Source organism: Streptomyces sp. NPDC088354 (assembly GCF_044753585.1).
In the GTDB taxonomy this organism is placed as follows: domain Bacteria; phylum Actinomycetota; class Actinomycetes; order Streptomycetales; family Streptomycetaceae; genus Actinacidiphila.
Genome location: NZ_JBIVNJ010000003.1, coordinates 82,358 through 102,619, shown reverse-complemented (window position 1 = coordinate 102,619; position 20,262 = coordinate 82,358). Strand labels below are relative to the sequence as shown.

19 protein-coding genes are annotated in these 20,262 nt (G+C 73.3%); 14 read left to right on the top strand and 5 right to left on the bottom strand.

Annotation, left to right across the window (positions count from 1 at the left end; all coding sequences use genetic code 11):
* Positions 1-355: 355 nt before the first annotated feature.
* A complete protein-coding gene (locus ACIP98_RS06670) occupies positions 356-1,171 on the bottom strand; it encodes an alpha/beta fold hydrolase (RefSeq protein WP_401974078.1) in 816 nt (271 codons plus the stop codon).
* A gap of 141 nt (positions 1,172-1,312) precedes the next feature.
* Between ACIP98_RS06670 and ACIP98_RS06665 the strand changes: the two genes are divergently transcribed.
* The 5 genes from ACIP98_RS06665 to ACIP98_RS06645 all read left to right on the top strand — a co-directional run bounded on the left by ACIP98_RS06665 (position 1,313) and on the right by ACIP98_RS06645 (position 5,053).
* Positions 1,313-2,659, top strand: coding sequence for a PLP-dependent aminotransferase family protein (locus tag ACIP98_RS06665; protein ID WP_401974076.1), 1,347 nt, complete (start codon positions 1,313-1,315; stop codon positions 2,657-2,659).
* Positions 2,660-2,794: 135 nt separating this feature from the next.
* Complete coding sequence (locus ACIP98_RS06660; RefSeq protein ID WP_319658271.1) at positions 2,795-3,178, top strand: hypothetical protein; 384 nt, start codon at positions 2,795-2,797, stop codon at positions 3,176-3,178.
* On the top strand, positions 3,175-4,089 hold the full coding sequence (locus tag ACIP98_RS06655; RefSeq protein WP_319658273.1) for a transcriptional regulator: 915 nt from the start codon (positions 3,175-3,177) through the stop codon (positions 4,087-4,089). The genes ACIP98_RS06660 and ACIP98_RS06655 overlap by 4 nt, the downstream gene beginning before the upstream one ends.
* A gap of 80 nt (positions 4,090-4,169) precedes the next feature.
* Positions 4,170-4,562, top strand: coding sequence for a roadblock/LC7 domain-containing protein (locus tag ACIP98_RS06650; RefSeq protein ID WP_319658275.1), 393 nt, complete (start codon positions 4,170-4,172; stop codon positions 4,560-4,562).
* A gap of 116 nt (positions 4,563-4,678) precedes the next feature.
* Positions 4,679-5,053, top strand: a complete 375-nt coding sequence (locus tag ACIP98_RS06645) for a hypothetical protein (RefSeq protein WP_319658277.1) — start codon at positions 4,679-4,681, stop codon at positions 5,051-5,053.
* 89 nt (positions 5,054-5,142) lie between these two features.
* Here the strand turns inward: ACIP98_RS06645 and ACIP98_RS06640 are convergent, their stop codons facing one another.
* Positions 5,143-5,607, bottom strand: coding sequence for a hypothetical protein (locus tag ACIP98_RS06640; RefSeq protein WP_319658279.1), 465 nt, complete (start codon positions 5,605-5,607; stop codon positions 5,143-5,145).
* Between the two features lie 347 nt (positions 5,608-5,954).
* Between ACIP98_RS06640 and ACIP98_RS06635 the strand changes: the two genes are divergently transcribed.
* Positions 5,955-7,133 (top strand): acyl-CoA dehydrogenase family protein, encoded by a 1,179-nt coding sequence (locus ACIP98_RS06635; protein WP_319658282.1) that lies wholly within the window; start codon positions 5,955-5,957, stop codon positions 7,131-7,133.
* A gap of 73 nt (positions 7,134-7,206) precedes the next feature.
* Here ACIP98_RS06635 and ACIP98_RS06630 read toward each other — a convergent pair whose 3' ends face one another.
* Together ACIP98_RS06630 and ACIP98_RS06625 are read right to left on the bottom strand one after the other, a co-directional pair.
* On the bottom strand, positions 7,207-7,683 hold the full coding sequence (locus tag ACIP98_RS06630) for a hypothetical protein (RefSeq protein ID WP_319658284.1): 477 nt from the start codon (positions 7,681-7,683) through the stop codon (positions 7,207-7,209).
* 227 nt (positions 7,684-7,910) lie between these two features.
* A complete protein-coding gene (locus ACIP98_RS06625) occupies positions 7,911-8,963 on the bottom strand; it encodes a LacI family DNA-binding transcriptional regulator (RefSeq protein WP_401974073.1) in 1,053 nt (350 codons plus the stop codon).
* Between the two features lie 149 nt (positions 8,964-9,112).
* On the opposite strand from ACIP98_RS06625, the gene ACIP98_RS06620 reads away from it, so the two are divergent.
* The 7 genes from ACIP98_RS06620 (at position 9,113) to ACIP98_RS06590 (ending at position 18,071) form a co-directional block, all read left to right on the top strand.
* Complete coding sequence (locus ACIP98_RS06620) at positions 9,113-10,417, top strand: extracellular solute-binding protein (protein WP_319658286.1); 1,305 nt, start codon at positions 9,113-9,115, stop codon at positions 10,415-10,417.
* A 16-nt stretch (positions 10,418-10,433) separates the two neighbouring features.
* Complete coding sequence (locus tag ACIP98_RS06615) at positions 10,434-11,363, top strand: sugar ABC transporter permease (RefSeq protein WP_319658287.1); 930 nt, start codon at positions 10,434-10,436, stop codon at positions 11,361-11,363.
* Positions 11,363-12,181 (top strand): carbohydrate ABC transporter permease, encoded by an 819-nt coding sequence (locus tag ACIP98_RS06610; RefSeq protein WP_401974070.1) that lies wholly within the window; start codon positions 11,363-11,365, stop codon positions 12,179-12,181. Before ACIP98_RS06615 ends, ACIP98_RS06610 begins: the two co-directional genes overlap by 1 nt.
* A 47-nt stretch (positions 12,182-12,228) precedes the next feature.
* Positions 12,229-14,535 (top strand): glycoside hydrolase family 3 N-terminal domain-containing protein, encoded by a 2,307-nt coding sequence (locus tag ACIP98_RS06605; protein ID WP_319658355.1) that lies wholly within the window; start codon positions 12,229-12,231, stop codon positions 14,533-14,535.
* Positions 14,532-16,157, top strand: a complete 1,626-nt coding sequence (locus ACIP98_RS06600) for a glycoside hydrolase family 43 protein (RefSeq protein WP_401974068.1) — start codon at positions 14,532-14,534, stop codon at positions 16,155-16,157. Before ACIP98_RS06605 ends, ACIP98_RS06600 begins: the two co-directional genes overlap by 4 nt.
* 19 nt (positions 16,158-16,176) lie before the next feature.
* Positions 16,177-17,148, top strand: a complete 972-nt coding sequence (locus ACIP98_RS06595) for an acetylxylan esterase (RefSeq protein ID WP_401974067.1) — start codon at positions 16,177-16,179, stop codon at positions 17,146-17,148.
* A 146-nt stretch (positions 17,149-17,294) separates the two neighbouring features.
* Positions 17,295-18,071 carry a hypothetical protein gene (locus ACIP98_RS06590; RefSeq protein WP_401974065.1) on the top strand — a complete coding sequence of 259 codons (777 nt, stop codon included), beginning with the start codon at positions 17,295-17,297 and terminating at the stop codon, positions 18,069-18,071.
* Positions 18,072-18,187: 116 nt separating this feature from the next.
* Here ACIP98_RS06590 and ACIP98_RS06585 read toward each other — a convergent pair whose 3' ends face one another.
* A complete protein-coding gene (locus ACIP98_RS06585) occupies positions 18,188-18,982 on the bottom strand; it encodes an ArsR/SmtB family transcription factor (RefSeq protein ID WP_401974063.1) in 795 nt (264 codons plus the stop codon).
* Positions 18,983-19,224: 242 nt separating this feature from the next.
* Here ACIP98_RS06585 and ACIP98_RS06580 point away from each other — a divergent pair, with 242 nt between their 5' ends.
* Positions 19,225-20,181 (top strand): anti-sigma factor RsbA family regulatory protein, encoded by a 957-nt coding sequence (locus ACIP98_RS06580; protein ID WP_401974061.1) that lies wholly within the window; start codon positions 19,225-19,227, stop codon positions 20,179-20,181.
* Positions 20,182-20,262: the final 81 nt, after the last annotated feature.

The window sequence follows — 20,262 nt, the reverse complement described above, 5'->3', positions numbered from 1 at the left end:
GCGGGGGGCACGCGCCGGCGGAGTCCCTGTCGGGGAGCGTGCGGTTCGCGGTGCGGTGGGTTGTGCCGTGGTGGGGCCTCTGGATGTGATGGCCCGGACGAGGGTGGGACGGCCGCTGGGGGCCCCTGTGGTGGTGCTGCGGGCTGTGAGGGGGTGCGCGGGGCCGCCCGATCGCCTTCCCCTCGCTGTGCCCGGTGGACGCGAACGGGGTCGTGAGCGGCGGTGCGGTGGCGGCCGTGCGTGGTGCCGTGGCGTGTGACGCCGTGCAGGCCCGTGCCCGTGCGGCAGCGGCCGGGTCTGGCGGCGAGGGTGCCGTTCCCGTCGCAACCCGGCCCGGGACGTGGCGGATGCGCTCCTATTCGTCCAACTCGCCGAGAAAATCGCGCAGTACGCCCTCGAAGGCCTCGGGACGTTCCAGGTTGGGCAGATGCCCGGCCTCCTCCACCACCGCCAGCCGCGAACCGGCCACGGCACGGTGCATCGCCTCGGCCTCGGCGACGGGGGTGAACACGTCGTCCCGGCCGACCACGATCAGGGTGGGCACGCGGACGGCGGCGAGCACGTCGCCGTAGTCCGGACGGATGGCGCGCCCGCGCAGCGCGGCGGCGGCGCCCCCGGGCGGGGTGCCGCGCATCATGCGCAGCACATGGGCGGCCACTTCGGGCCGCCCGCTGACGTTGTACGGCGCGAGCATCCGGTCCAGCACCTCGTCGGCGTACCCCGCCATGCCCTCGCCGAGCAGGCGCTCGGCCATCGCCTCGCGGGCCTTCCTGCCGTCCTCGGTGTCGGCGCTGGGGAAGGTGTCCGCGAGGACGAGCGCGGCGACCCGTTCCGGGAAGCGCCGCTGGAACTCCATCACGATCTGGCCGCCCATCGACAGCCCGCCGAGCACGACCCGGGCGACTCCCAGGTGGTCCAGCAGGGCGGCGAGGTCCTGCGCGAAGGTCCCCAGCGGCGTGATGCCGGGGACCACTTCGCTGGCCCCGTAGCCGCGCAGGTCGGGGGCGATCACCCGGCGCCCGGACGCGGCGGCCGCGGCCAGTTGGGGGGCCCACATGGTGCGGTCGAAGGGGTGCCCGTGCACGAGCAGCAGCGGGAGCGCGGCGCCGTCCCCGTGCCCGCCCTCGTCCTCGTAGGCGACGGTGATGCCGTTGACGTGCGCGGTCGCCACAACCGTGCCCCTTTCCCGCCGGAGGATTCCCCGATCGCCCGACGGTGCCGGGCCGTTGGCCGTGATGCTAGGCGCCCCCTCTCGCTCCGAGCAATAAGCTCTTTGCTCTCGGTGCAATACGGGCTTCGCTCTGGAGGGGACATGCCGACGGAGGACTACCGCACGGTCGCCGACGCCGTGGCGGCCGACATCGCCGCGGGCCGGCTGCGTCCGGGTGACCGGCTCGCGCCGCAGCGCGCCTTCGCGCGGCGGCACGGCATCGCCAACTCGACGGCCGTCCGCGTCTACGCCGAACTCGCCCGCCGCGGGCTGGTCGTCGGCGAGGTGGGCCGCGGCACCTTCGTCCGCGCCACCGCACCGGCGGCGGGCCCCGCGCTCGCCGAACCCGCGCGGCAGCGCGTCGACCTGGAGCTCAACTACCCCGTCGCCGAAGGCCAGTCGGAACTGCTGGCCGCAGGCCTCGCCCCACTCCTGCGGCCGGACGTCCTCGGCGCGGCCCTGCGGCCGCTCACCGCCGACGGCACGCCGGCCGCCCGGGAGGCGGTCGCCGCGCTGCTGTCCGGCCCGGCGTGGCGGCCGGACCCGCGGCGGCTGCTGTTCGCGGGCAACGGGCGCCAGGCCATCGCCGCGGCCGTCGCCGCCCTGGTCCCGCCGGGCGGCCGGCTCGGCGTCGAGCCGTTGACGTACCCCGCGATCGCCTCCGTCGCGGCACGGCTCGGAGTGAGCCTCGTCCCCGTTCCGTGCGACGAGGAAGGCGTGCGGCCCGACGCGCTCGCCGCACTCCACGCCGCCGCTCCGCTGCACGCCCTCTACCTGCAGCCCACGCTCCACAACCCGCTCGGCGTCACCATGTCCGGCGACCGCCGCGCCGAACTCGCCGCTACCCTCGGCCGGCTGGGCCTGCACGCGGTCGAGGACGCCGTCTGGGCCTTTCTGCGGCCCGACGCACCGCCCCCGCTCGCCGCGTACGCGCCCGGGCACGTGATCCTCACCGACAGTCTCTCCAAGCGGCTGGCCCCCGGCCTCACCGCGGGCTTCGCCCTCGTCCCCGGGGCACTGACCGCCCCGGTCGCCGCCGCCCTGCGCTCCGCGGGCGGTCTCGCCACCGGCTTCGCCCTGGAGGCGGCCACGCGGTGGATCGGCGACGGGACGCTCGACACCGTGATGAGGGCCAAGCGGCACGACGCGGCCGCCCGCGCGCGCCTGGCCGCCGAGCGGCTGGCCGGCTTCGCGGTGTCCGCCGACCCGCACGCCTACTTCTGCTGGTGGCGGCTGCCCGGCCGGTGGCGGGCCGACACCTTCGTCGCCGCGGCCGCCCGGCACGGCATCGCCGTCACCCCCGCCGCCGCCTTCGCCGCCGGGAAGGGCGGTGCCCCGCACGCCGTGCGGATCGGCCTCGCCTCACCGTCCCCGCAGGTCCTCGGGCGTGCGCTGGACACGCTCGCGGTGATCGCCAAGGGGGCACCGGAGGACAATTCCGCCGAGTGAGCGCAAGCGGTTCGGAATCCTAGCGAGTCCGTCGCACGTGCCAATGGAAAATGCCGTAACTCACCTGATTCGCGTACGGCTTGAGTAACGTTCCGTGCTGTTCCGTATACCAGACGTGGCGGCGAAGGGGTGCGCGTGCCCGGCATCGACGAATGCCTTTCCGAGGCGTTGGCCATACCCGGTGTGCTCGGGGCGAGCGTGGTCGACTGGAGCAGCGGCCTGATCCTCGGGGCGGTCGGGCAGGAACCGGGCCACGGCCACGAGGCCGCGGCCGCGGACACCACCGAGGCGGCCCGGGCGGTCGTGGAGGGCGCCACCTTCACGGCGAAGGAGCCGGGGCGCATACCGGTGGAGGACATCATCATCACCGCGCCGGGGAGCTATCACCTGATCCGCTTCCTGGACACGTCCTTCGACAGCGACGTCATCCTGTACATCTGGCTGGACCGGGCGATCGCCAACCTGGCCGTCGCCCGGATCGGGCTCCAGTCCATCGCCGACCGGCTGGTGCTCGTATGACCGGGGCCGAGGCCGCGCGGCCTCCGCTTGCGCTGCGTTCGCTGCCCCGCCGGACGCCGTCCCGCGGAGGCGTCCCGGCTCCGGACCCGGTCGCCGGCGGCCCCGGCCGGTTCGGGGCGTACGCCTTCGGCGCCGCGCTCGCCCGGCTCGCCGACGCGGGGGCCAGCGGCGCGCTGTACGGGTCCGCGGGCGCGGTCTACCTGCGCGACGGCGCCGTCGTGCACGCCGAGAGCCCGTGCGCCCCCGACCTGGGGGTGCGGCTGATGGCCTGCGGCCGTCTGACTCCCGACCAGTGGCGTGAGGCGGTCACCACCGCGGACGTCGGCCGCGGCGTGGGCCCGCACCTGGTGGACACCGGCCGGGTGGCCCGCGGCGAACTCGAACTGTGCCACCTGCTCGCGCTGTTCGACGCCGCGTACTTCACCCTGCTGCCCGATTCGGAGCCCGACCGGTTCCAGCCGGGCGCCACCTCCCGGCTCGGCCCGATCTCCCGGCCGGTCCCGGCACAGCGGATCGCCAGGGAAGCCCAGCGCAGGCGCACCCAGCTGGAACGCGCCTGGCCGTGGGACGACACCGACGCGGGCCCCGTCGTCCCGCGCCCCGGGGAGGAGTTCCGCGGCGGGCGGGCCCGCGCCCCCACCCGGGGTCAACTGGCCGTGCTCGCGGCGGCGGACGGCTGCCGCACCCCCGTCCAGATCGCGTGGCACCTGGGCCGCTCCGCCTTCGCCACGCTGCTGGACGTCCGGCGGCTGGCCGCCGGGGGCCGGATCGCCACCGCGGCCCGGGCCGAACCGTCCACCCTCGCCCCACCCCCGGCGGCCGCCGGACCGCAGCCCGCGGCGTCGGCGTCCACCGATCCCTCCGTCGCCCTCTTGCTCCGACTACGTGCCGCCCTGGAGGCCCGCCTGTGAGCGCCCTGCCGACCCGCCCGGCGCCTGCCGACCGACCGTGGAGGAAGGCTCTGCGGCAGCTCGCCGGAAGGAGACAGCTCGTGGCACTCGAAGCCGATGTGCTGGCCGAACTCCGGAGTCTGCGGACGAGGGTGCCGCACCTGACGGGCGGGCTCGTCGCCAGTGCCGACGGCCTGGTCGTGGCGCACGACCTCAGCGGGCCGGAACCGGAGGGCGTCGCCGCGCTCACCGCCGCCGCGCTGGGCGTGGCGGCGAGGATCACCGAGGCGACCGAACGGGGTGCCTTCCGGGAGCTGATCGTCCGGGGGGACAGCGGATACGTCGCGGCGTACGCGGCGGGCAGCGCGATGGCCCTCGCCCTGGTCGCGGGTCCAGGTTCGAACGTGGGCCGGCTGCACCTGGAGGCCCGCCGATCCAGTCGACGGATCGAGGATCTCGTCGACCTCGCGCTCCAACGTCAGGAGCGGAAGTGACCGTACGACCACCTTCACCAGCCGACAAGCCGTCGGGCACCGGACGCGGCCGCGCCGCCACGGGTCCCAGGCATTCATCACGCAACAGAACTCAACGACAAGGAAGCGAGACCGTCATGGCCAACACCGAGACCGCGCTGAAGGATGTAATGACGTCGATCGAGGGCGTCCTGGGCGTCGCTCTCGTGGACTACGGCAGTGGCATGGCCCTGGGCACCCTCGGTGGTTCCAAGGACCTCGACCTGACCGTCGCGGCCGCGGGCAACACCGACGTCGTCCGCGCCAAGATGCGCACGATGGAGATGCTCAACCTCAAGGAGCACATCGAGGACATCCTGATCACGCTCAACACCCAGATCCACATGATCCGGCTGCTGACCGGTCGCTCGGGCAAGGGCCTCTTCCTCTACGTCGCGCTGGACAAGGACCGCGCGAACCTGGCGATGGCCCGCCACCAGCTCAAGCGCATCGAGGCCGACCTGGAGATCTGACCCCGTCCGACCCGACCACCCCGCGGCCGGTGACGGCCCGGCACACGGCGGCGACGCCACGTGTGCCGGGCCGGTCCCGTGGGGGGAGATCAGCCCTTCGGCGAGTCCGGGGACGCCGAGGAGGAAGAGGGGGCGGAGGGAGCCGAGGCGCCGGGGTGGGAGGCGTGCCCCCCGTGGTGCTGCCCCTCCTCGACCGTGCCGCCGAGCTCCTTGCGGACCGGCTCCAGGGCGTCGGGCTCGGCCTCGACCACCCAGCGCTCGCCGACCAGGTACGAGCCTCCGTACGGCTGCGCCTCGTCCAGCCAGGACTGCTGCCCCGCGGCGCTGGTGAAGGTCACCATCACGTACGCCCCGCGCTCCGTCGTGCACGCCCCCTGGCGCAGCTCGTCGACATCGGTCTGCACCTGCGGGGTGCAGCCGATCGCCCGGCCGATCCGTTCCAGCGCCACCGGGCCGTCCGGCGTCCCGGAGCCCTGGCCGCCACAGGCCGTCACCAGCAGCGCCACCGCCGCGGCGGCGGCCGCCCGCGGACCCCACGTACGGATCACGGACACCCGCATCACCCTTCCCCAGCGTCTGTGCCGGCCGCACGGATCGCACGGCCCTCGACGCGCACCGCGCGCCCGCAGACGGTATCCCGGACCCCGCGCAACCCGTGCGGCCTTGCGAAAGCCGTGCCTGGGCGGCGCGCGATATGACAAAATCCGCCGCTCCCGCTCAGCCGACCGGCAACCCGTGACGCCGGCACCTCCGATCGGGCATACTCCATCGCGCCGAAGCCGCAGGTCGGACCATGCCGTGACCCGGCGGGAGACCATGGGCGGAGGGTACGTATACCGGTAGCGCCGCCACATCCTGGGCGGACGCCACCGCCGCGCCCGACAGGGAGGAGAGCGCCGCCATGACCCACGACGGCCCCCAGCCGGTGGAACGCCAGCTACCCACCGAGGAGGCCCGCGACCTGCTCGCGCTCGTGCGTGAGCTGGCCCAGCGGGAGATCAAGCCCAAGGCGGCCGAGGAGGAGGACGCGGGGATCTTCCCGCGCGACACCTTCCGCCTGATCGGAGAGGCCGGACTGCTCGGCCTGCCCTACCCCGAGGAGTACGGCGGCGGAGGCCAGCCGTACGAGGTGTACCTGCAGGTGCTGGAGGAACTGGCCGCCGCCCGGCTCACGGTGGGGCTCGGCGTCAGTGTGCACACCCTGGCCAGCCACGCGGTCGCCCACTACGGCGCCAAGGAGCAGCGCACCGAGTACCTGCCCGCGATGCTGGAGGGCTCGCTGCTCGGGGCCTACTGCCTGTCCGAGCCGGCCGCCGGTTCCGACGCCGCCGCGCTGCGCACCCGGGCCACCCGGGTGGGCGAGGGCTGGCGTATCGAGGGCACCAAGGCGTGGATCACGCACGGCGGCGTCGCCGACTTCTACACCGTGCTCGCCCGCAGCGGCGTCGAGGGTGCGCGCGGCATCACCGCCTACCTGGTCCCGGGCGACGCCGAGGGGCTGTCGGCGGCGGCCCCGGAGAAGAAGATGGGCATGAAGGGCTCGCCCACCGCACAGGTGCACTTCGACGGGGTCACCGTTCCCGACGCCCGCCGGATCGGCGAGGAGGGGCAGGGCTTCACGATCGCGCTGTCCGCCCTGGACTCCGGGCGCCTCGGCATCGCCGCGTGCGCGATCGGCATCGCACAGGCGGCCCTCGACGAGGCGCTGGCGTACGGCATGAACCGGCAGCAGTTCGGCCGGCCCGTGGTGGACTTCCAGGGCCTGCGCTTCATGCTCGCCGACATGGCGACCCGGATCGAGGCGGGCCGGGCCCTGTACCTCGCGGCGGCCCGGCTGCGCGACGCCGGCCGGCCGTTCTCCCGGCAGGCCGCCATGGCGAAGCTGTTCTGCACCGACGCCGCGATGCAGGTGACCACGGACGCGGTCCAACTGCTCGGCGGCTACGGCTACACCGCCGACTTCCCGGTCGAGCGGTACATGCGCGAGGCCAAGGTCCTGCAGATCGTCGAGGGCACCAACCAGATCCAGCGGATGGTCATCGCCCGCAGCCTCGCCGGGCCGGAGAGCAAGGCCCCCTGAGCGGCACCCGGTGGTGCTCCGGTGCCGCGCCGCTCCTCACGGGTGGCGCGGCACCGCGGCCGGCGGGGCGCGGTCAGGCGGCGCGCTGGAACGGCAGCCGGATCGGCTGCGAGCCCGGGCCGCCGACGTGCGAGAAGGGCTGCGTGCGCCAGTCGAGGCTGTCCGGCAGCGTGAGCAGCTGCCCCCAGTCCTGGTCCTCGGCCGCGTCGTCCCCGTCGGCGGACGTCGCGTCCGCGGCGGGCCGGCCCGAGCCGGGGCAGACCGTCAGCCCGAAGGGATTCCAGGGCGAGGAGCACAGCGCGTGCTCCGGCAGCAGGTCCTCGTCGGCGAGCAGCGCGATCGGGCGGGCACAGTCGGGGCAGTGCACGCGGAAGATCTCGTAGCCCTCTTCGTCGAAGGCGTCGAGGCCGTCGGCGGCGTCATCGGTGGAGTCCGGAGCGGCGTCGGAGTCGTCCGCCGCCAGGAGCGCGAGCACCTGAGTGCGTTCGTGCTCCTCCCCGAGCGCGGCTGTCGTGCGCTCGCCGCGACTGTGTCGTGCGTGGGTACGCATGGGTGCATCTCCCCCTCAGAAGAACGCCCATCAGTGGGGCCGGCCAGGGCTCTCGGCCGCGGCCATAGCGAGCATTTCCCGCCACCCGCCCGTGGTAATCGCCGCCGCTCCGAAGACCGTTGACATTGGGTGTGGCCTTCGTCACACCTCCCCGCCGGAGGGTCCTCCGTGCTCACGCCGACGCTGCCGTGCGCCCGCCGTGCGCCCTGCCAGCGGCCGCCGCCGGCTCAGCCGGCGCCCGGACCTGTGGAGTCGCGGGGCGGGGCGGTGCTCTTCCTGACGACCAGTCGGACCCCGAGCTCCACGCGCATGGTGCCCGCGTCCGCGGTGTCCCCGGAGTGGGCCATGCGCAGCAGCATCTGGGTCGCCTCCTCGGCCATTTCGAGCAGCGGCTGATTGACGGTGGTGAGGGCCGGGCTCGCCCACTGCGCCAGCGGGATGTCGTCGTACCCGACGACGGACAGGTCCCGGGGCACCTGCAGCCCCTTCACCCGGGCCGCCTCCAGGACGCCGAGCGCCTGCAGGTCGCTGCCCGCGAAGATCGCGGTCGGCGGGTCGGGCCGCTCCAGCAGGTCGAGCGCGCCGTCGTGGCCACCCTGGACGTGGAAGTCCCCGTACCGGATGAGATCGGGGTCGACCGCGAGCCCGGCCATGCCCATGGCCGAGCGGAAGCCGTCCAGGCGGGCGAGGGAGCAGAGCATGTCGTCCGGGCCGGTGATGATCCCTATGCGGCGGTGGCCGAGCTCGATCAGGTGCCGGGTGGCGGCGACCCCGCCGGCCCAGTTCGCCGAGCCCACGGAGGGCACATCGGGTTCCGGGTCGCCCGCGGGGTCGATGATCACGAAGTTGATGGCCCGTGACCGCAGTTTCCGCTTCAGGTCGTCCGGGAGCGTGGAGAACACCAGGACGACGCCCAGCGGGCGGCGGCGCAGCACCCCCTCGATCCACTCCGGGCCGGGGGCGTGCCGGGTGCCGCTCTCGGTGAGCACCACGCTCATGTTGCGGCTCTTGGCGACGTTCTCCACACCGCGGATCAGCTCCATCGCCCAGATGCTCTCGAGCTCGTGGAAGACGATCTCGATCAGCCGGGACTCGGGCTGGGTGGGCGCCGGGCGCTGGTAGCCGTTGGCCTCCAGCAGCCGTTCGACCTTGCTCCGGGTCGGGGCGGCGACATCGGGACGGCCGTTGAGGACTTTCGAAACTGTCGAAAGTGACACGCCGGCTTTCGAAGCCACGTCGGCCAGCGTGATCCGGCCGCCCGCGATCTCATCTTCATGCATGGCGCACAGGATAGGGCACCGGGAGCGCCGCCGTTCGATAACGGTTTGGTCCCGGCGATTCCACCCTGTTGACCCCGGGCTGAGGGAAGCCTACGGTCCGTCGTCAGGCGAATTTCGGCAAAGTGGCCGAAACTTTCGAGAGGTCGAAGATGAAGAAGCGTGCGTGGTTTCCCCGTGCCGTCGCCGGCGGTGCGGCACTGGCACTGGGCCTGACCCTGAGTGCCTGCGGCGGCAGTGACTCCTCCGCGGGCGGCGGTTCCGGGACGATTCACGTCCTGGTGTACGGCGACTCCGCCAACAAGGTGGAGAAGGCGCTCGTCGCCGAGTTCAACAAGACCTCGAAGGTCAAGGCGGTCCTCGACACCATCCCCGGCGCGGACTACCAGCAGAAGCTGCAGACCGTCATCAACACCAAGCAGGCCCCCGACGTCTTCTTCAACTGGGGTGGTGGCAGCATCCAGCCGTTCGTCAAGGCCGGTCTGCTGCTCCCGCTCGACGACTTCATCCAGAAGGACCCGGGCCTGAAGGACAACTTCCTGCCCTCGGTCTTCAACACCGCGGTGATCGACGGGAAGGCCTACGGCGTGCCGATGCGCGGCACCCAGCCGGTGCTGATGTTCAACAACAAGAAGGTCCTCGCCGACGCCGGCATCCAGCCCCCGCAGACCTGGGACGAGCTCGTCGACGCGGTCAAGAAGCTCAAGGCCAAGGGCGTCACCCCGATCGCGCTCGGCGGCGGCGACAGGTGGCCGACCCTGATGTGGTTCGAGTACCTCTACGACCGCGTCGCGGGCCCGGAGCTGTTCTCGAAGGCGCTCAGCGGCGACAAGAGCGCCTGGGAGAGCGAGGACAGCAAGAAGGCGCTCGACATGCTCAAGCAGCTCATCGACGCCGGCGCCTTCGGCACCAACTACGACTCGGTGAAGTTCACCGACGGCGGCTCGCCCGCCCTGCTGGCCGCCGGCAAGGCAGGCTTCGAGCTCATGGGCTCGTGGGAGTACTCCACGCAGCAGGACGCCAACCCGGACTTCGTCAAGAACGACTTCGGCTACACCAGCTTCCCGACGATCCCCGGCGGCAAGGGCGACCCGGCGAACGTCGTCGGCAACACCAACAACTTCTACTCGGTGCTGAAGAAGACCGAGCACCCGGACGCGGTCGCGGACTTCCTCAAGCTCATGTACTCCGACAGCTTCGTGAAGCAGCAGCTGGCCATCGGCAACCTGCCGACCACCACGAACACCACCAAGTTCCTCGACACGACCGACCACCCCGAGTACCTGAAGTACCAGTTCGATCTGGTCCAGAAGGCCCCCTCGTTCCAGCTGTCGTGGGACCAGGCCTACCCGCCGGCGGCCGGCACGCCGATCCAGCAGGCCGTGCAGCAGTTCTTCAACGGCCAGCTCGACGCCGACGGTTTCATCAAGGCCATGCAGGCCCTGCCCGCCTCCTGAAAGCGACGTCCCCCGCATGGCTTCCCTCGCCGCCACCGTGACGGGCAAGCGACAGACCCAGCGCCCGGCCGGCCGCACCGTCGGCCGGCCGGGCCTGGCCTGGGCGCTCCCCGCCACCGTGTTCTTCGCGCTGTTCGCCCTCGTTCCGCTGGTGATGGTCGCGGTCCTGTCCTTCACCGCCTGGAACGGCCTCGGCTCGCCCGAGTACGCCGGCTTCGACAACTGGGTCCGCCTCTTCCAGGACCCGGTGATGATCAAGAGCCTGTGGCTGAGCGTCCTGCTCACCGTGCTCGGCGTCGTCGTCCAGACCCCGCTGAGCATCCTGCTCGGCGTCTGGGCGGCGGGTCCCGAGCGCAACCGGGCCGTGCTGTCCGCGATCTTCTTTGTACCGCTGCTGCTGTCGGCCACCGCCGTGTCGGTGCTCTGGCGGGCCCTGCTCGACCCGAACTTCGGCGTGCCTTCGCAGGCGCGCTGGCTGTTCGGCGACGGCAACCTCTTCGGCACGCAGACCGCCGCCATCGGGGTGCTGGTGTTCGTCAGCACCTGGCAGTTCACGCCGTTCCACGCCTTGATCTACCAGGGCGCCACCCGGGCCATCCCGCAGGTGCTCTACCAGGCGGCGGAGATCGACGGGGCGGGCACCGTACGGAAGTTCTTCCACATCACACTGCCGCAGCTGCGCAACTCGATCATCACCTCGGTGATCCTCATGGTCGTCGGCGGCCTCACGACCTTCGACACCGTGCTGATCCTCACCCAGGGCGGGCCCGGCACCGACACCACCATCAGCGCCTACTACATGTACGACAAGGCCTTCAAGGGCTTCGACTTCGGCGCGGGCGCCGCCATCGCGCTGATGCTCGTCGTCGTCGCCACCGTGATCTCGCTCGTCGTGGTCAAGGTCTCCGGTTACGACAAGATGGCCGGCACCAAGGAAGGGCTCTGATGAGGCGCCGCCCCAATTACCTCGCGGGCCTCGGCGCCCTGGTGTGGCTCGCACTGGTCGGCCTGCCGCTGTACGTGATGCTGGGCGCGACCGTGCAGTCCCGCTCGGCGTACAGCGCCAACGGCCCGCTGTCCTTCCCCAAGTCCTTCACCCTGGACAACTACGTCCAGGACTTCAGCAACGGCTTCGGGCAGTACTTCCTCAACACCGTGGTCGTCACCGTCAGTGTCGTCGCCATCGTCGTGCTGCTCGTGCCGCCGCTGGCGTTCACGATCGTCCGCAACCGGGGACGCGGCACCTCCGGGGTGTTCCGGCTCTTCCTGCTCGGACTCGCCATCCCCGCCCAGGCGGTGATCGTCCCGATGTTCTACGTGATCAGCAAGGCCGGGCTCTACGACAACCTTGTCGGCGTCATCCTGCCCACGGCCGCGTTCTGCCTGCCGGTCTGCACGCTGATCCTCACCGGCACCATGCGCGACATCACCACCGAACTGTTCGAGGCGATGGCCGTCGACGGCGCCTCGGTGCGCCGCACCTTCTTCCAGCTGGTGGTGCCGCTGTCCAAGAGCGGGCTGTCGACGATCGTCGTCTTCTCCGCGCTCCAGGCGTGGAACGGATTCCTCTTCCCCCTGGTGCTCACCCAGTCCGACGAGACCAAGGTGATCACGCTGGGCCTGTACAACTACCGGACCCAGTACGGCATCAACATCCCCGGCCTGCTGGCCGCCGTGGTCCTGTCGACCATCCCCGTCCTGCTCGTCTACCTGTTCGCCCGCCGTGCCCTCGTCCAAGGGCTGATGGGTGTCGGAGGAAAGTGAACGACAACGTGACCGCCGACTCCCGCGTCGAGGCGCTGATCCGCGACATGACCCCGGACGAGAAGATCGCGCAGCTGTACGGCCTCTGGGTCGGCGCGTCCAACGAGGGCGCCGAAGTCGCCCCGCACCAGCACGACATGGACCAGCCCCCCAGCCTCGACGACCTTCTTCCGTCCGGCCTCGGCCAGCTCACCCGGCCCTTCGGCACCGCCCCCGTCGACCCCGCCCTCGGCGCGCTGTCCCTGATGCGCACCCAGGAGCGGATCGCCGCCGCCAACCGCTTCGGCATCCCCGCCATGGCGCACGAGGAGTGCCTCGCCGGCTTCGCCGCCTGGGGCGCCACCACCTACCCCGTACCCCTGTCGTGGGGCGCCTCCTTCGACCCGGACCTGGTCCGGGTCATGGCCGCCGCCATCGGCCGCGACATGCGCGCCGTCGGCATCCACCAGGGCCTGGCCCCCGTCCTCGACGTCGTGCGCGACGCGCGGTGGGGCCGTGTGGAGGAGACGATCGGCGAGGACCCGTACCTGGTGGGCACCATCGCCACCGCGTACATCCAGGGACTGGAGTCGGCCGGCATCGTCGCCACCCTGAAGCACTTCGCCGGCTACTCGGCCTCCCGCGCCGGGCGCAACCTGGCGCCCGTCAGCATGGGACCGCGCGAGCGCGCCGACGTCGTCCTGCCGCCGTTCGAGATGGCGGTCCGCGAGAGCGGCGTCCGGTCGGTGATGCACGCCTACACCGACACCGACGGCGTGCCGTCGGCCGCCGACGAGGAACTGCTGACCGGACTGCTCCGCGACACCTGGGGCTTCGACGGCACCGTGGTGGCCGACTACTTCGGCATCGCCTTCCTCAAGACCCTGCACGGCGTCGCCGCCGACTGGGCCGATGCCGCCGGCACCGCGCTCACCGCCGGTGTCGACATCGAACTGCCGACCGTCAAGACCTTCGGGCAGCCGCTGCGCGACGCCGTCGCCGCCGGCCGGATCGACGAGAAGCTGATCGACCGGGCCCTGCGCCGGGTCCTGACGCAGAAGGCGCAACTCGGGCTGCTCGACCCCGAGTGGAGCCCGGTGCCGCCCGCCCTCGCCGGTTCCGACCTCACCGACCCCGAGAGCCTGCGCGGCACCGTCGACCTGGACTCCGCGGCCCACCGCGAGCTGTCCCGGCAGCTCGCCGAGCGGTCGGTGATCCTGCTGAGCAACGACGGCACCCTGCCGCTCCACCGGCCCGCCAGGATCGCGCTCGTCGGCCCCCAGGCCGAGACCCCGGCCGCCGTCCTGGGGTGCTACTCCTTCCCCGTCCACGTCGGGTCGCAGCACCCGGGCACCCCGCCCGGCATCGACCTGCCCACGCTCCGCCAGGCGCTGGTCGCGGAGTTCCCCGGCGCCGAGATCGTCACCGTCGCGGGCTGCGGCATCGACGACCCCGACACCAAGGGCTTCGCGGCGGCCGTGCGCGCCGCGCGGGACGCGGACGTCGTCATCGCCGCGCTCGGCGACCGGGCCGGCCTGTTCGGGCGCGGCACCAGCGGCGAGGGCTGCGACGCCGAGTCGCTCACCCTCCCCGGCGTGCAGCAGCAACTCCTCGACGCGCTGCTCGACTCGGGCACCCCCGTGGTGCTCACCCTGCTCGCCGGACGGCCCTACGCCCTGGGCCGGGCCGTCACCGAGGCCGCCGCGATCGTGCAGTCCTTCTTCCCCGGCCAGGAGGGGACTCCGGCGCTCGCCGGCGTCCTGGGCGGCCGCATCGCCCCCTCCGGGCGCCTGCCGGTCAGCGTGCCCGCACACCCGGCCGTGCAGCCGTCCACGTATCTGGCCGCACCGCTCGCGCGGGCCAGCGAGGTCTCCAACATCGACCCGGCCGCCGCGTTCGCGTTCGGCCACGGGCTGACCTACACGGCCTTCGAGTGGGGCGATCTCGACGTCGCGGGAGCGGGCGCCGCGCAGGACGGCCGGGCCGTCACCGGCACCGACGGCGAGGTCGAGCTGTCCTTCACCGTCCGCAACACCGGTGCCCGCGCGGGCAGCGAGGTCGTCCAGGTCTATCTGCACGACCCGGTCGCCTCGGTCGTGCAGCCCGTGCAGCGGCTGGTGGGGTACCTGCGGCTCCCGCTGGAGGCGGGCGAGGCGACCCGCGTCCGGGTGACCGTCCCCGCCGACGTCGCGGCGTTCACCGGCCGGGACGGCCGGCGCGTCGTGGAGCCCGGCGCGCTGGAACTGCGACTGGGTGCCTCCAGTGCCGATGTCCGGCTCACGGCACGGGCCGAACTCACCGGCCCGGCACGGCAGGTGGATCACACCCGCAGGCTGCACGCGCGGGTCACGGCCGCCTCCGGGGCGACCGGGTGAAGCCGTCCGACGGTACGGGGGAGGTGGCGGGCGGCTGTGACCAGGCTGCCGCCCCCGCCGCCCCCGTACTGCCGGGCTGCCACCCCGACCCGAGCGTCTGCCGGGTCGGCGACGACCACTACCTGATCACCTCGACCTTCGAGTACTTCCCCGGCATCCCCGTCTTCCACAGCCGCGACCTGGTGCACTGGCGGCCGATCGGCCACGTCCTGGACCGCCCCGCGCAGGTGGACCTCGGCGGCGTCGCCTCCTCCGAGGGGATCTTCGCCGCCACCATCCGGCACCACGACGGGCTCTTCTGGGTCATCACCACCCTGGTCGGCGGCACGGGCAGGAACGGCACCTTCGTCGTGACCGCCACCGACCCCGCCGGGCCGTGGAGCGACCCGGTGTGGCTCGACGACGCCCCCGGCATCGACCCCTCCCTCTTCTTCGACGACGACGGCCGCGCCTGGTGCACGGGCACCCGGCTCGCCGAACCGGGGGAGTGGGACGGCCAGACCGACGTCTGGCTGCGGGAGTTCGACCCCGTCGCGGTCGCCCTCACCGGGCCCGAGCACCTGCTGTGGCGCGGAGCGCTGCACGGCGCGGTGTGGGCGGAGGGGCCGCACCTGTACAAGGTCGACGGCCGCTACTACCTGCTCGCCGCCGAGGGCGGCACCGAGCACCGGCACGCCGTCAGCGTCGCCCGCGCCGACCACGTCACCGGGCCCTGGACCGGCAACCCGGCCAACCCGGTGTTCACCCACCGGCACCTGGGCCGCGACTTCCCCGTCGTCGGCGTCGGCCACGCCGACCTCGTGCACACCGCGGCGGGGGAGTGGTGGGCGGTGCTCCTCGGCAGCCGCCCCTACGGCGGCTACCACCCCAACCTCGGGCGGGAGACCTTCCTCGTCCCCGTGACGTGGGAGGACGGCTGGCCCCTCTTCGCGCCCGGCGTCGGCACGACCCTCGGGCCGTTCGCCCCGCCCGCGGTCGCGGGCCCGCCGGCCGAGCCGTACCGGGAACCGGCCCGCGACGACTTCGACGGCCCCGCGCTGCGCCCGTCCTGGAACCAGGTCCGCACCGGCCCGCCGTTCTGGTCGCTGACCGCACGGCCCGGCCACCTGCGGCTGCCGCTCGGTGCGGCGTCGCTCGCCGACACCGCCACGCCCTGCTTCCTCGGACGGCGGCAGCAGCACCAGCGCGTCAGCGTCTCCGCGCTGTTCGACGTGGCGCCGCGGTCGCCCGGCGAGTGGGCGGGCCTGGCCGTCCGCCAGTCCGAGGCCGACCACCTCGTGCTGGCGGTCGCGGGCGACGGCCGCGGCGGGCGCCGCGTGCTCGCCGCCGTCCGCGAGCACGGTGTGCAACGCGTCGTCGCCGAGGCACCGCTGCCCGCGGGCGGTCCTGTGGTGCTGCGCATCCACGCCGAGGGCCAGCGCCTCGGGCTGCGGTACGCCCCGGTGGACGGCCCCGAGCCGGTGGAGACCGAACTGGCCGCGGTGGACGGGGGATTCCTCAGCTCCCCGCGCGCCGGGGGCTTCCTCGGCGTGTGGTTCGGCCCCTACGCCACCGCGCACGAGGCCGCCTCCGCCGGCGTCGCCGACGTCGACTGGTTCGACTACCGGCCCCTCACCCCCTGACCACCCTGGAGCCACAGCCGTGTTCACCGATCTGCCCGAGCCGGAACTGCGGGCCCACCGCAGCACCCAGACCGCGCCGGACGACTTCGACGACTTCTGGGACGGCACGCTCGCCGCGGCGCGCGCCGCCGCGCCGCCCGGCGCCGTCACGGTCGAACCGGTCGACACCGGCCTGCGCACCGTGCACGTCTTCGACGTCACCTTCCCCGGGTACGGCGGCGAGCCGGTACGCGCCTGGCTGCGGCTCCCGCGCGGCGCGGAGGGCCCGCTGCCCGCCGTCGTGTCCTACGTCGGTTACGGCGGCGGCCGCGGGCACGCCCTGGAGTCGCTGCTGTGGGCGTCCGCGGGCTTCGCCCACCTCCACATGGACACCCGCGGCCAGGGCTCCGGCTGGAGCCGCGGCGACACCCCCGACTCCGGGTCCGCCGGCCCGCAGGCACCCGGCATGATGACCCGCGGCATCGAGGACCCCCACCGGTACTACTATCGGCGGCTGTTCACGGACGCCGTGCGCGCCGTCGACGCGGTACGCACGCTGCCCTCCGTCGACCCCGACCGCGTGGCGGTGCTCGGCGCCAGCCAGGGCGGCGGCACGGCCCTCGCGGTCGCGGCCCTCGTCCCCGACGTCTCGGCCCTGGTCGCGCACGTGCCGTTCCTGTGCGACTTCCCCCGCGCCGTCGTCGTCACGGACGCCGACCCGTACCGCGAGATCGGCCGCTACCTCGCCGTGCACCGCGACCGCGCCGCCCGCGTCCACCGCACCCTGGCGTACTTCGACGGCGTCAACTTCGCCGCCCGCGCCCGCGTCCCCGCCCGCTTCTCGGCGGCCCTGATGGACGAGATCACCCCGCCCTCGACGGTCTTCGCCGCGTACAACGCCTACGCGGGTCCCAAGGACATCGCCGTCTGGCCCTACAACGGCCACGAGGGCGGCGCGATCGACGACGACGAGGCCGCCCTGGCGTTCCTGCGCACGCGGCTGGGAGCGTAGCCCCGCGCCCTGTGCCCCCGGTGTCGCCGGTCCACCTCGCGGCAGTCCAGCCGTCGGACCCGAACCCGTGCGCGGCGCCCTGAAAGCACGGTAGCTTCCAGCGGTCCGCAGCCGCGGGTCGCAGGTCACGTCTCGAGGAGAAGCCGGTGGAAAGACGACCCACGTCCGGTCCGTTCACGCCTGTCCTGCAGGTGCTGACAGGCCTCCTGGGTGCCCTGTCCTTCGGGACCGGGGTGTTCGCCGTCTTCGTGACGCAGAACGGCACGGGCACGGCTGTGCTGTTGACCTTCGGCGGTGTGCTGCTGGTGTTCGGGCTGCTCGGCAATCGCGTCGAGAGCTTCGAAGTCGGGGGATCAACCCTCAGGCTGCGCGCCGCGGCAGCGGAGAGATACGCGTTGGCGGAGGAGTCGGAGCAGCGCGGCGATACCGCGGAGGCGGCCCAACTGCGCCTGGAGGCAGAGGCGCTGCTCCAGGCGGCCGGTCCCATCGCGGCGGACTACCGGTCCGTCCGCGGTTCGATGCGCCCCGGCCGGGAGCGCACGCGCGCGATGGAAGCGGTGATGAGTCAGGCGCGGCGACTCGCCGCGGAGCAGGAGTTCGAGCCCGGCCAGGTGCTGCGCTGGCTCCAGGAGGGAAGTGACGAGGAGCGCATCACCGCGTTGGCCATGATGCAGGCCAGGCCGGAACTGCGGAACTTCGACGCGGCGCTCGGCACCGTCGCGGACTCGCACAGCGCCTTTGAGCAGTACCAGGCGATGTGCCTGGTCGAGGAGATGGTCGACGACCTTGACGCGGTGCAGCGGCAGCGGCTCGCCGGCGTCATCAGGGCCGGACAGCGGACGCGCCTCGTCCGCGACTCCGACAGGTGGCGGCTCGGCGAGGCCATCCTTCGCCGCGTGGACGCACACGCGGACGCCCGGTGATGCGTCGCGGACCCGGGACGGGGCGTCCCGTCCCACGGCGCGGCGACGCCTGACAGGCCCTGTCGTCACATTCCTGCCCGCCCTCCGGGCGGCCGGCGGCCATGTGACGACCGGGCCTAGCGCGGCTCGGGAAGGGTCTCGCCCGTCTCCAGGAGGGTCTTGAGGCCCGAGACGAGGGCGGGCCAGCCGTGCCGGACCATGTCGAGCGCGGTACTGCCGGGGTCGTGGGCCTCGTGGATCACGGTCAACTTGACCGTGTCGCCGAGCGGTTCGATCTCGAACGTCACGTGGGACCGCTGTTCGCGGGCCAGCCGGGCGAGCACGTCCGCGTCCACGCCGGCGTTCGCGGCCCACTGGGGGGTGAAGGCGTGCCAGGTGTACGACAGCCGCCGGTACGGTTCGGACTCCAGGACGACCTGGTCCGGGTCGGCGGTCCGGGCGCCCTTCTCCTCCCAGACCATGGCCGACCCCGGGCGCCAGTCGGTCTCGAAGGCCACGCCCCAGTAGCGGCGCGTGAAGGCCGGATCGGTCAGCGCCTGCCAGAGGCGTTCCGGCGTCGTGCGGATGTAGGTCGTGTAGACGAACGCGCTCTCGCTCATCGCCGGCAGCTCCCATGCCCTGTGCAGGTCCGCGAGCGCGCGGGCGCGTTCGCGGTCGTACTGGCCGATCCATCGCTCGGCGATGGCGTTGACGGGGGCGGCGTCGAGGAAGTGCAGCTTCTCGCGGCCGCGGCGGGCGGTCGTCACCAGGTGCGCCGCCTCCAGGACGGCGAGGTGCTTGCTGACCGACTGCCGGGCCATGTCCAGTCCGGCGCACAGCTCCCGCAGGGTCTGCCCGTTGCGGGCGTTGAGGCTGTCGAGCAGCGTGCGCCGGCTCGGGTCCGCCAGTGCCTTGAAGATCGCGTCGTCCATTCCCCGCCGTCCCGGACAGGCAGCCGGGCGGCTGCCTGTGCCATCGACGATAGGCAGCCGTCCGGCTGCCTGTCAACGCGGGATCCGGGCGTGCCCGCACAAGCGCAGGCCGTCCGGCCGGGCAGGACGCGCACGTCGCGCCGCACGCCCCGGGCACGGGCGGCTTCCGCCGGACCCGCGCTGCCGCGCCCGCGGCGCGCGAGCGGTTGGTAGGGTCGCCGGGGGCGGCGGAAGGTGGCAAGGTGCGGGACGAGGTGCGGAGCGAGGCTTCCGGCGCCGGGCCGTTCGTGCACCCGGCGCTGTTCTACCGGAGCATGCGCGAGTACATGGAGGGCACGGTCCCCTTCGTCCTGGAGGGGCTCTACAGCGGGGAGCCGGTCGCCGTCGCCGTGCCCGGGGCCCGACTGGAACTGCTGCGGGCCCAGTTGGGAGCGCGGGCCGACCAGGTCCAGTGGCACGACATGCAACGGGCCGGCCGCAACCCGGGCCGCATCATCCCCGGCGTGCTGCGGGCCTTCGCCGACGAGCACCCGGACCGCCGCGTCCGCATCATCGGCGAGCCCGTCTGGCCGGGACGCACGGCCACGGAGTACCCCGCCTGCGCCCAGCACGAGGCACTGATCAACCTGGCCTTCGCCGACCGCCCCATGACGATCCTGTGTCCCTACGACGCCGCCCGCCTGGACGCCACCGCGCTCGCCGACGCCCACGCCACGCACCCGGTCACCGTCGGCGGCGGACGCCTGTCGCGCAGCGCGGCGTACGCGCCGGACCGCGTGGTGGCCGCGTACAACACCCTGCCGCCCCCGCCGCCCGACACCGTCCCCGACCCCTTCGACGCCGAGCACCTCGCCGACGCCCGCCACCTCGCGACCGAGCGGGCCCGCCGGCTCGGCCTGAGCGGGGAGCGGCTCGGCGACTTCTCTCTGGCCGCCGGGGAGCTGATCACCAACAGCGTGGTGCACGCGGGCGGTTCCGGGAGCGTAGGGGTCTGGACCGAGGACGGCCATGTGGTGTGCGAGGTCGCCGACGCCGGTCGCCTGGACGACCCGCTCGCGGGGCGCCGCCCGGCGGTCCGCGGTATGCCGCACGGACGCGGATTGCTGATGGTGCACCACCTCGCCGACCTGGTCCGTACGCGGACCGGCGCCGACGGCACCCGGGTCCGCTTCTACCTGCGGCTGCCTTCCCCGGCATAGCCGTGGGGGGGGGGGGCGCCCCCCCCCCCCGGGCCCCCCCCCCCCCCCCCCCCCCCCCCCGCGGGGGGCGGCCGCGCAGGG

What these genes read in the sequence shown, in the direction of transcription:
- ACIP98_RS06665 (WP_401974076.1), top strand. Translation starts at nt 1,313, where the DNA reads ATGCCGACGGAGGACTACCGCACGGTCGCCGACGCCGTGGCGGCCGAC.
- ACIP98_RS06655 (WP_319658273.1), top strand. Translation starts at nt 3,175, where the DNA reads ATGACCGGGGCCGAGGCCGCGCGGCCTCCGCTTGCGCTGCGTTCGCTG.
- ACIP98_RS06645 (WP_319658277.1), top strand. Translation starts at nt 4,679, where the DNA reads ATGGCCAACACCGAGACCGCGCTGAAGGATGTAATGACGTCGATCGAG.
- ACIP98_RS06635 (WP_319658282.1), top strand. Translation starts at nt 5,955, where the DNA reads ATGACCCACGACGGCCCCCAGCCGGTGGAACGCCAGCTACCCACCGAG.
- ACIP98_RS06630 (WP_319658284.1), bottom strand. Translation starts at nt 7,683, where the DNA reads ATGCGTACCCACGCACGACACAGTCGCGGCGAGCGCACGACAGCCGCG.
- ACIP98_RS06625 (WP_401974073.1), bottom strand. Translation starts at nt 8,963, where the DNA reads ATGCATGAAGATGAGATCGCGGGCGGCCGGATCACGCTGGCCGACGTG.
- ACIP98_RS06620 (WP_319658286.1), top strand. Translation starts at nt 9,113, where the DNA reads ATGAAGAAGCGTGCGTGGTTTCCCCGTGCCGTCGCCGGCGGTGCGGCA.
- ACIP98_RS06615 (WP_319658287.1), top strand. Translation starts at nt 10,434, where the DNA reads ATGGCTTCCCTCGCCGCCACCGTGACGGGCAAGCGACAGACCCAGCGC.
- ACIP98_RS06610 (WP_401974070.1), top strand. Translation starts at nt 11,363, where the DNA reads ATGAGGCGCCGCCCCAATTACCTCGCGGGCCTCGGCGCCCTGGTGTGG.
- ACIP98_RS06605 (WP_319658355.1), top strand. Translation starts at nt 12,229, where the DNA reads ATGACCCCGGACGAGAAGATCGCGCAGCTGTACGGCCTCTGGGTCGGC.
- ACIP98_RS06585 (WP_401974063.1), bottom strand. Translation starts at nt 18,982, where the DNA reads ATGGACGACGCGATCTTCAAGGCACTGGCGGACCCGAGCCGGCGCACG.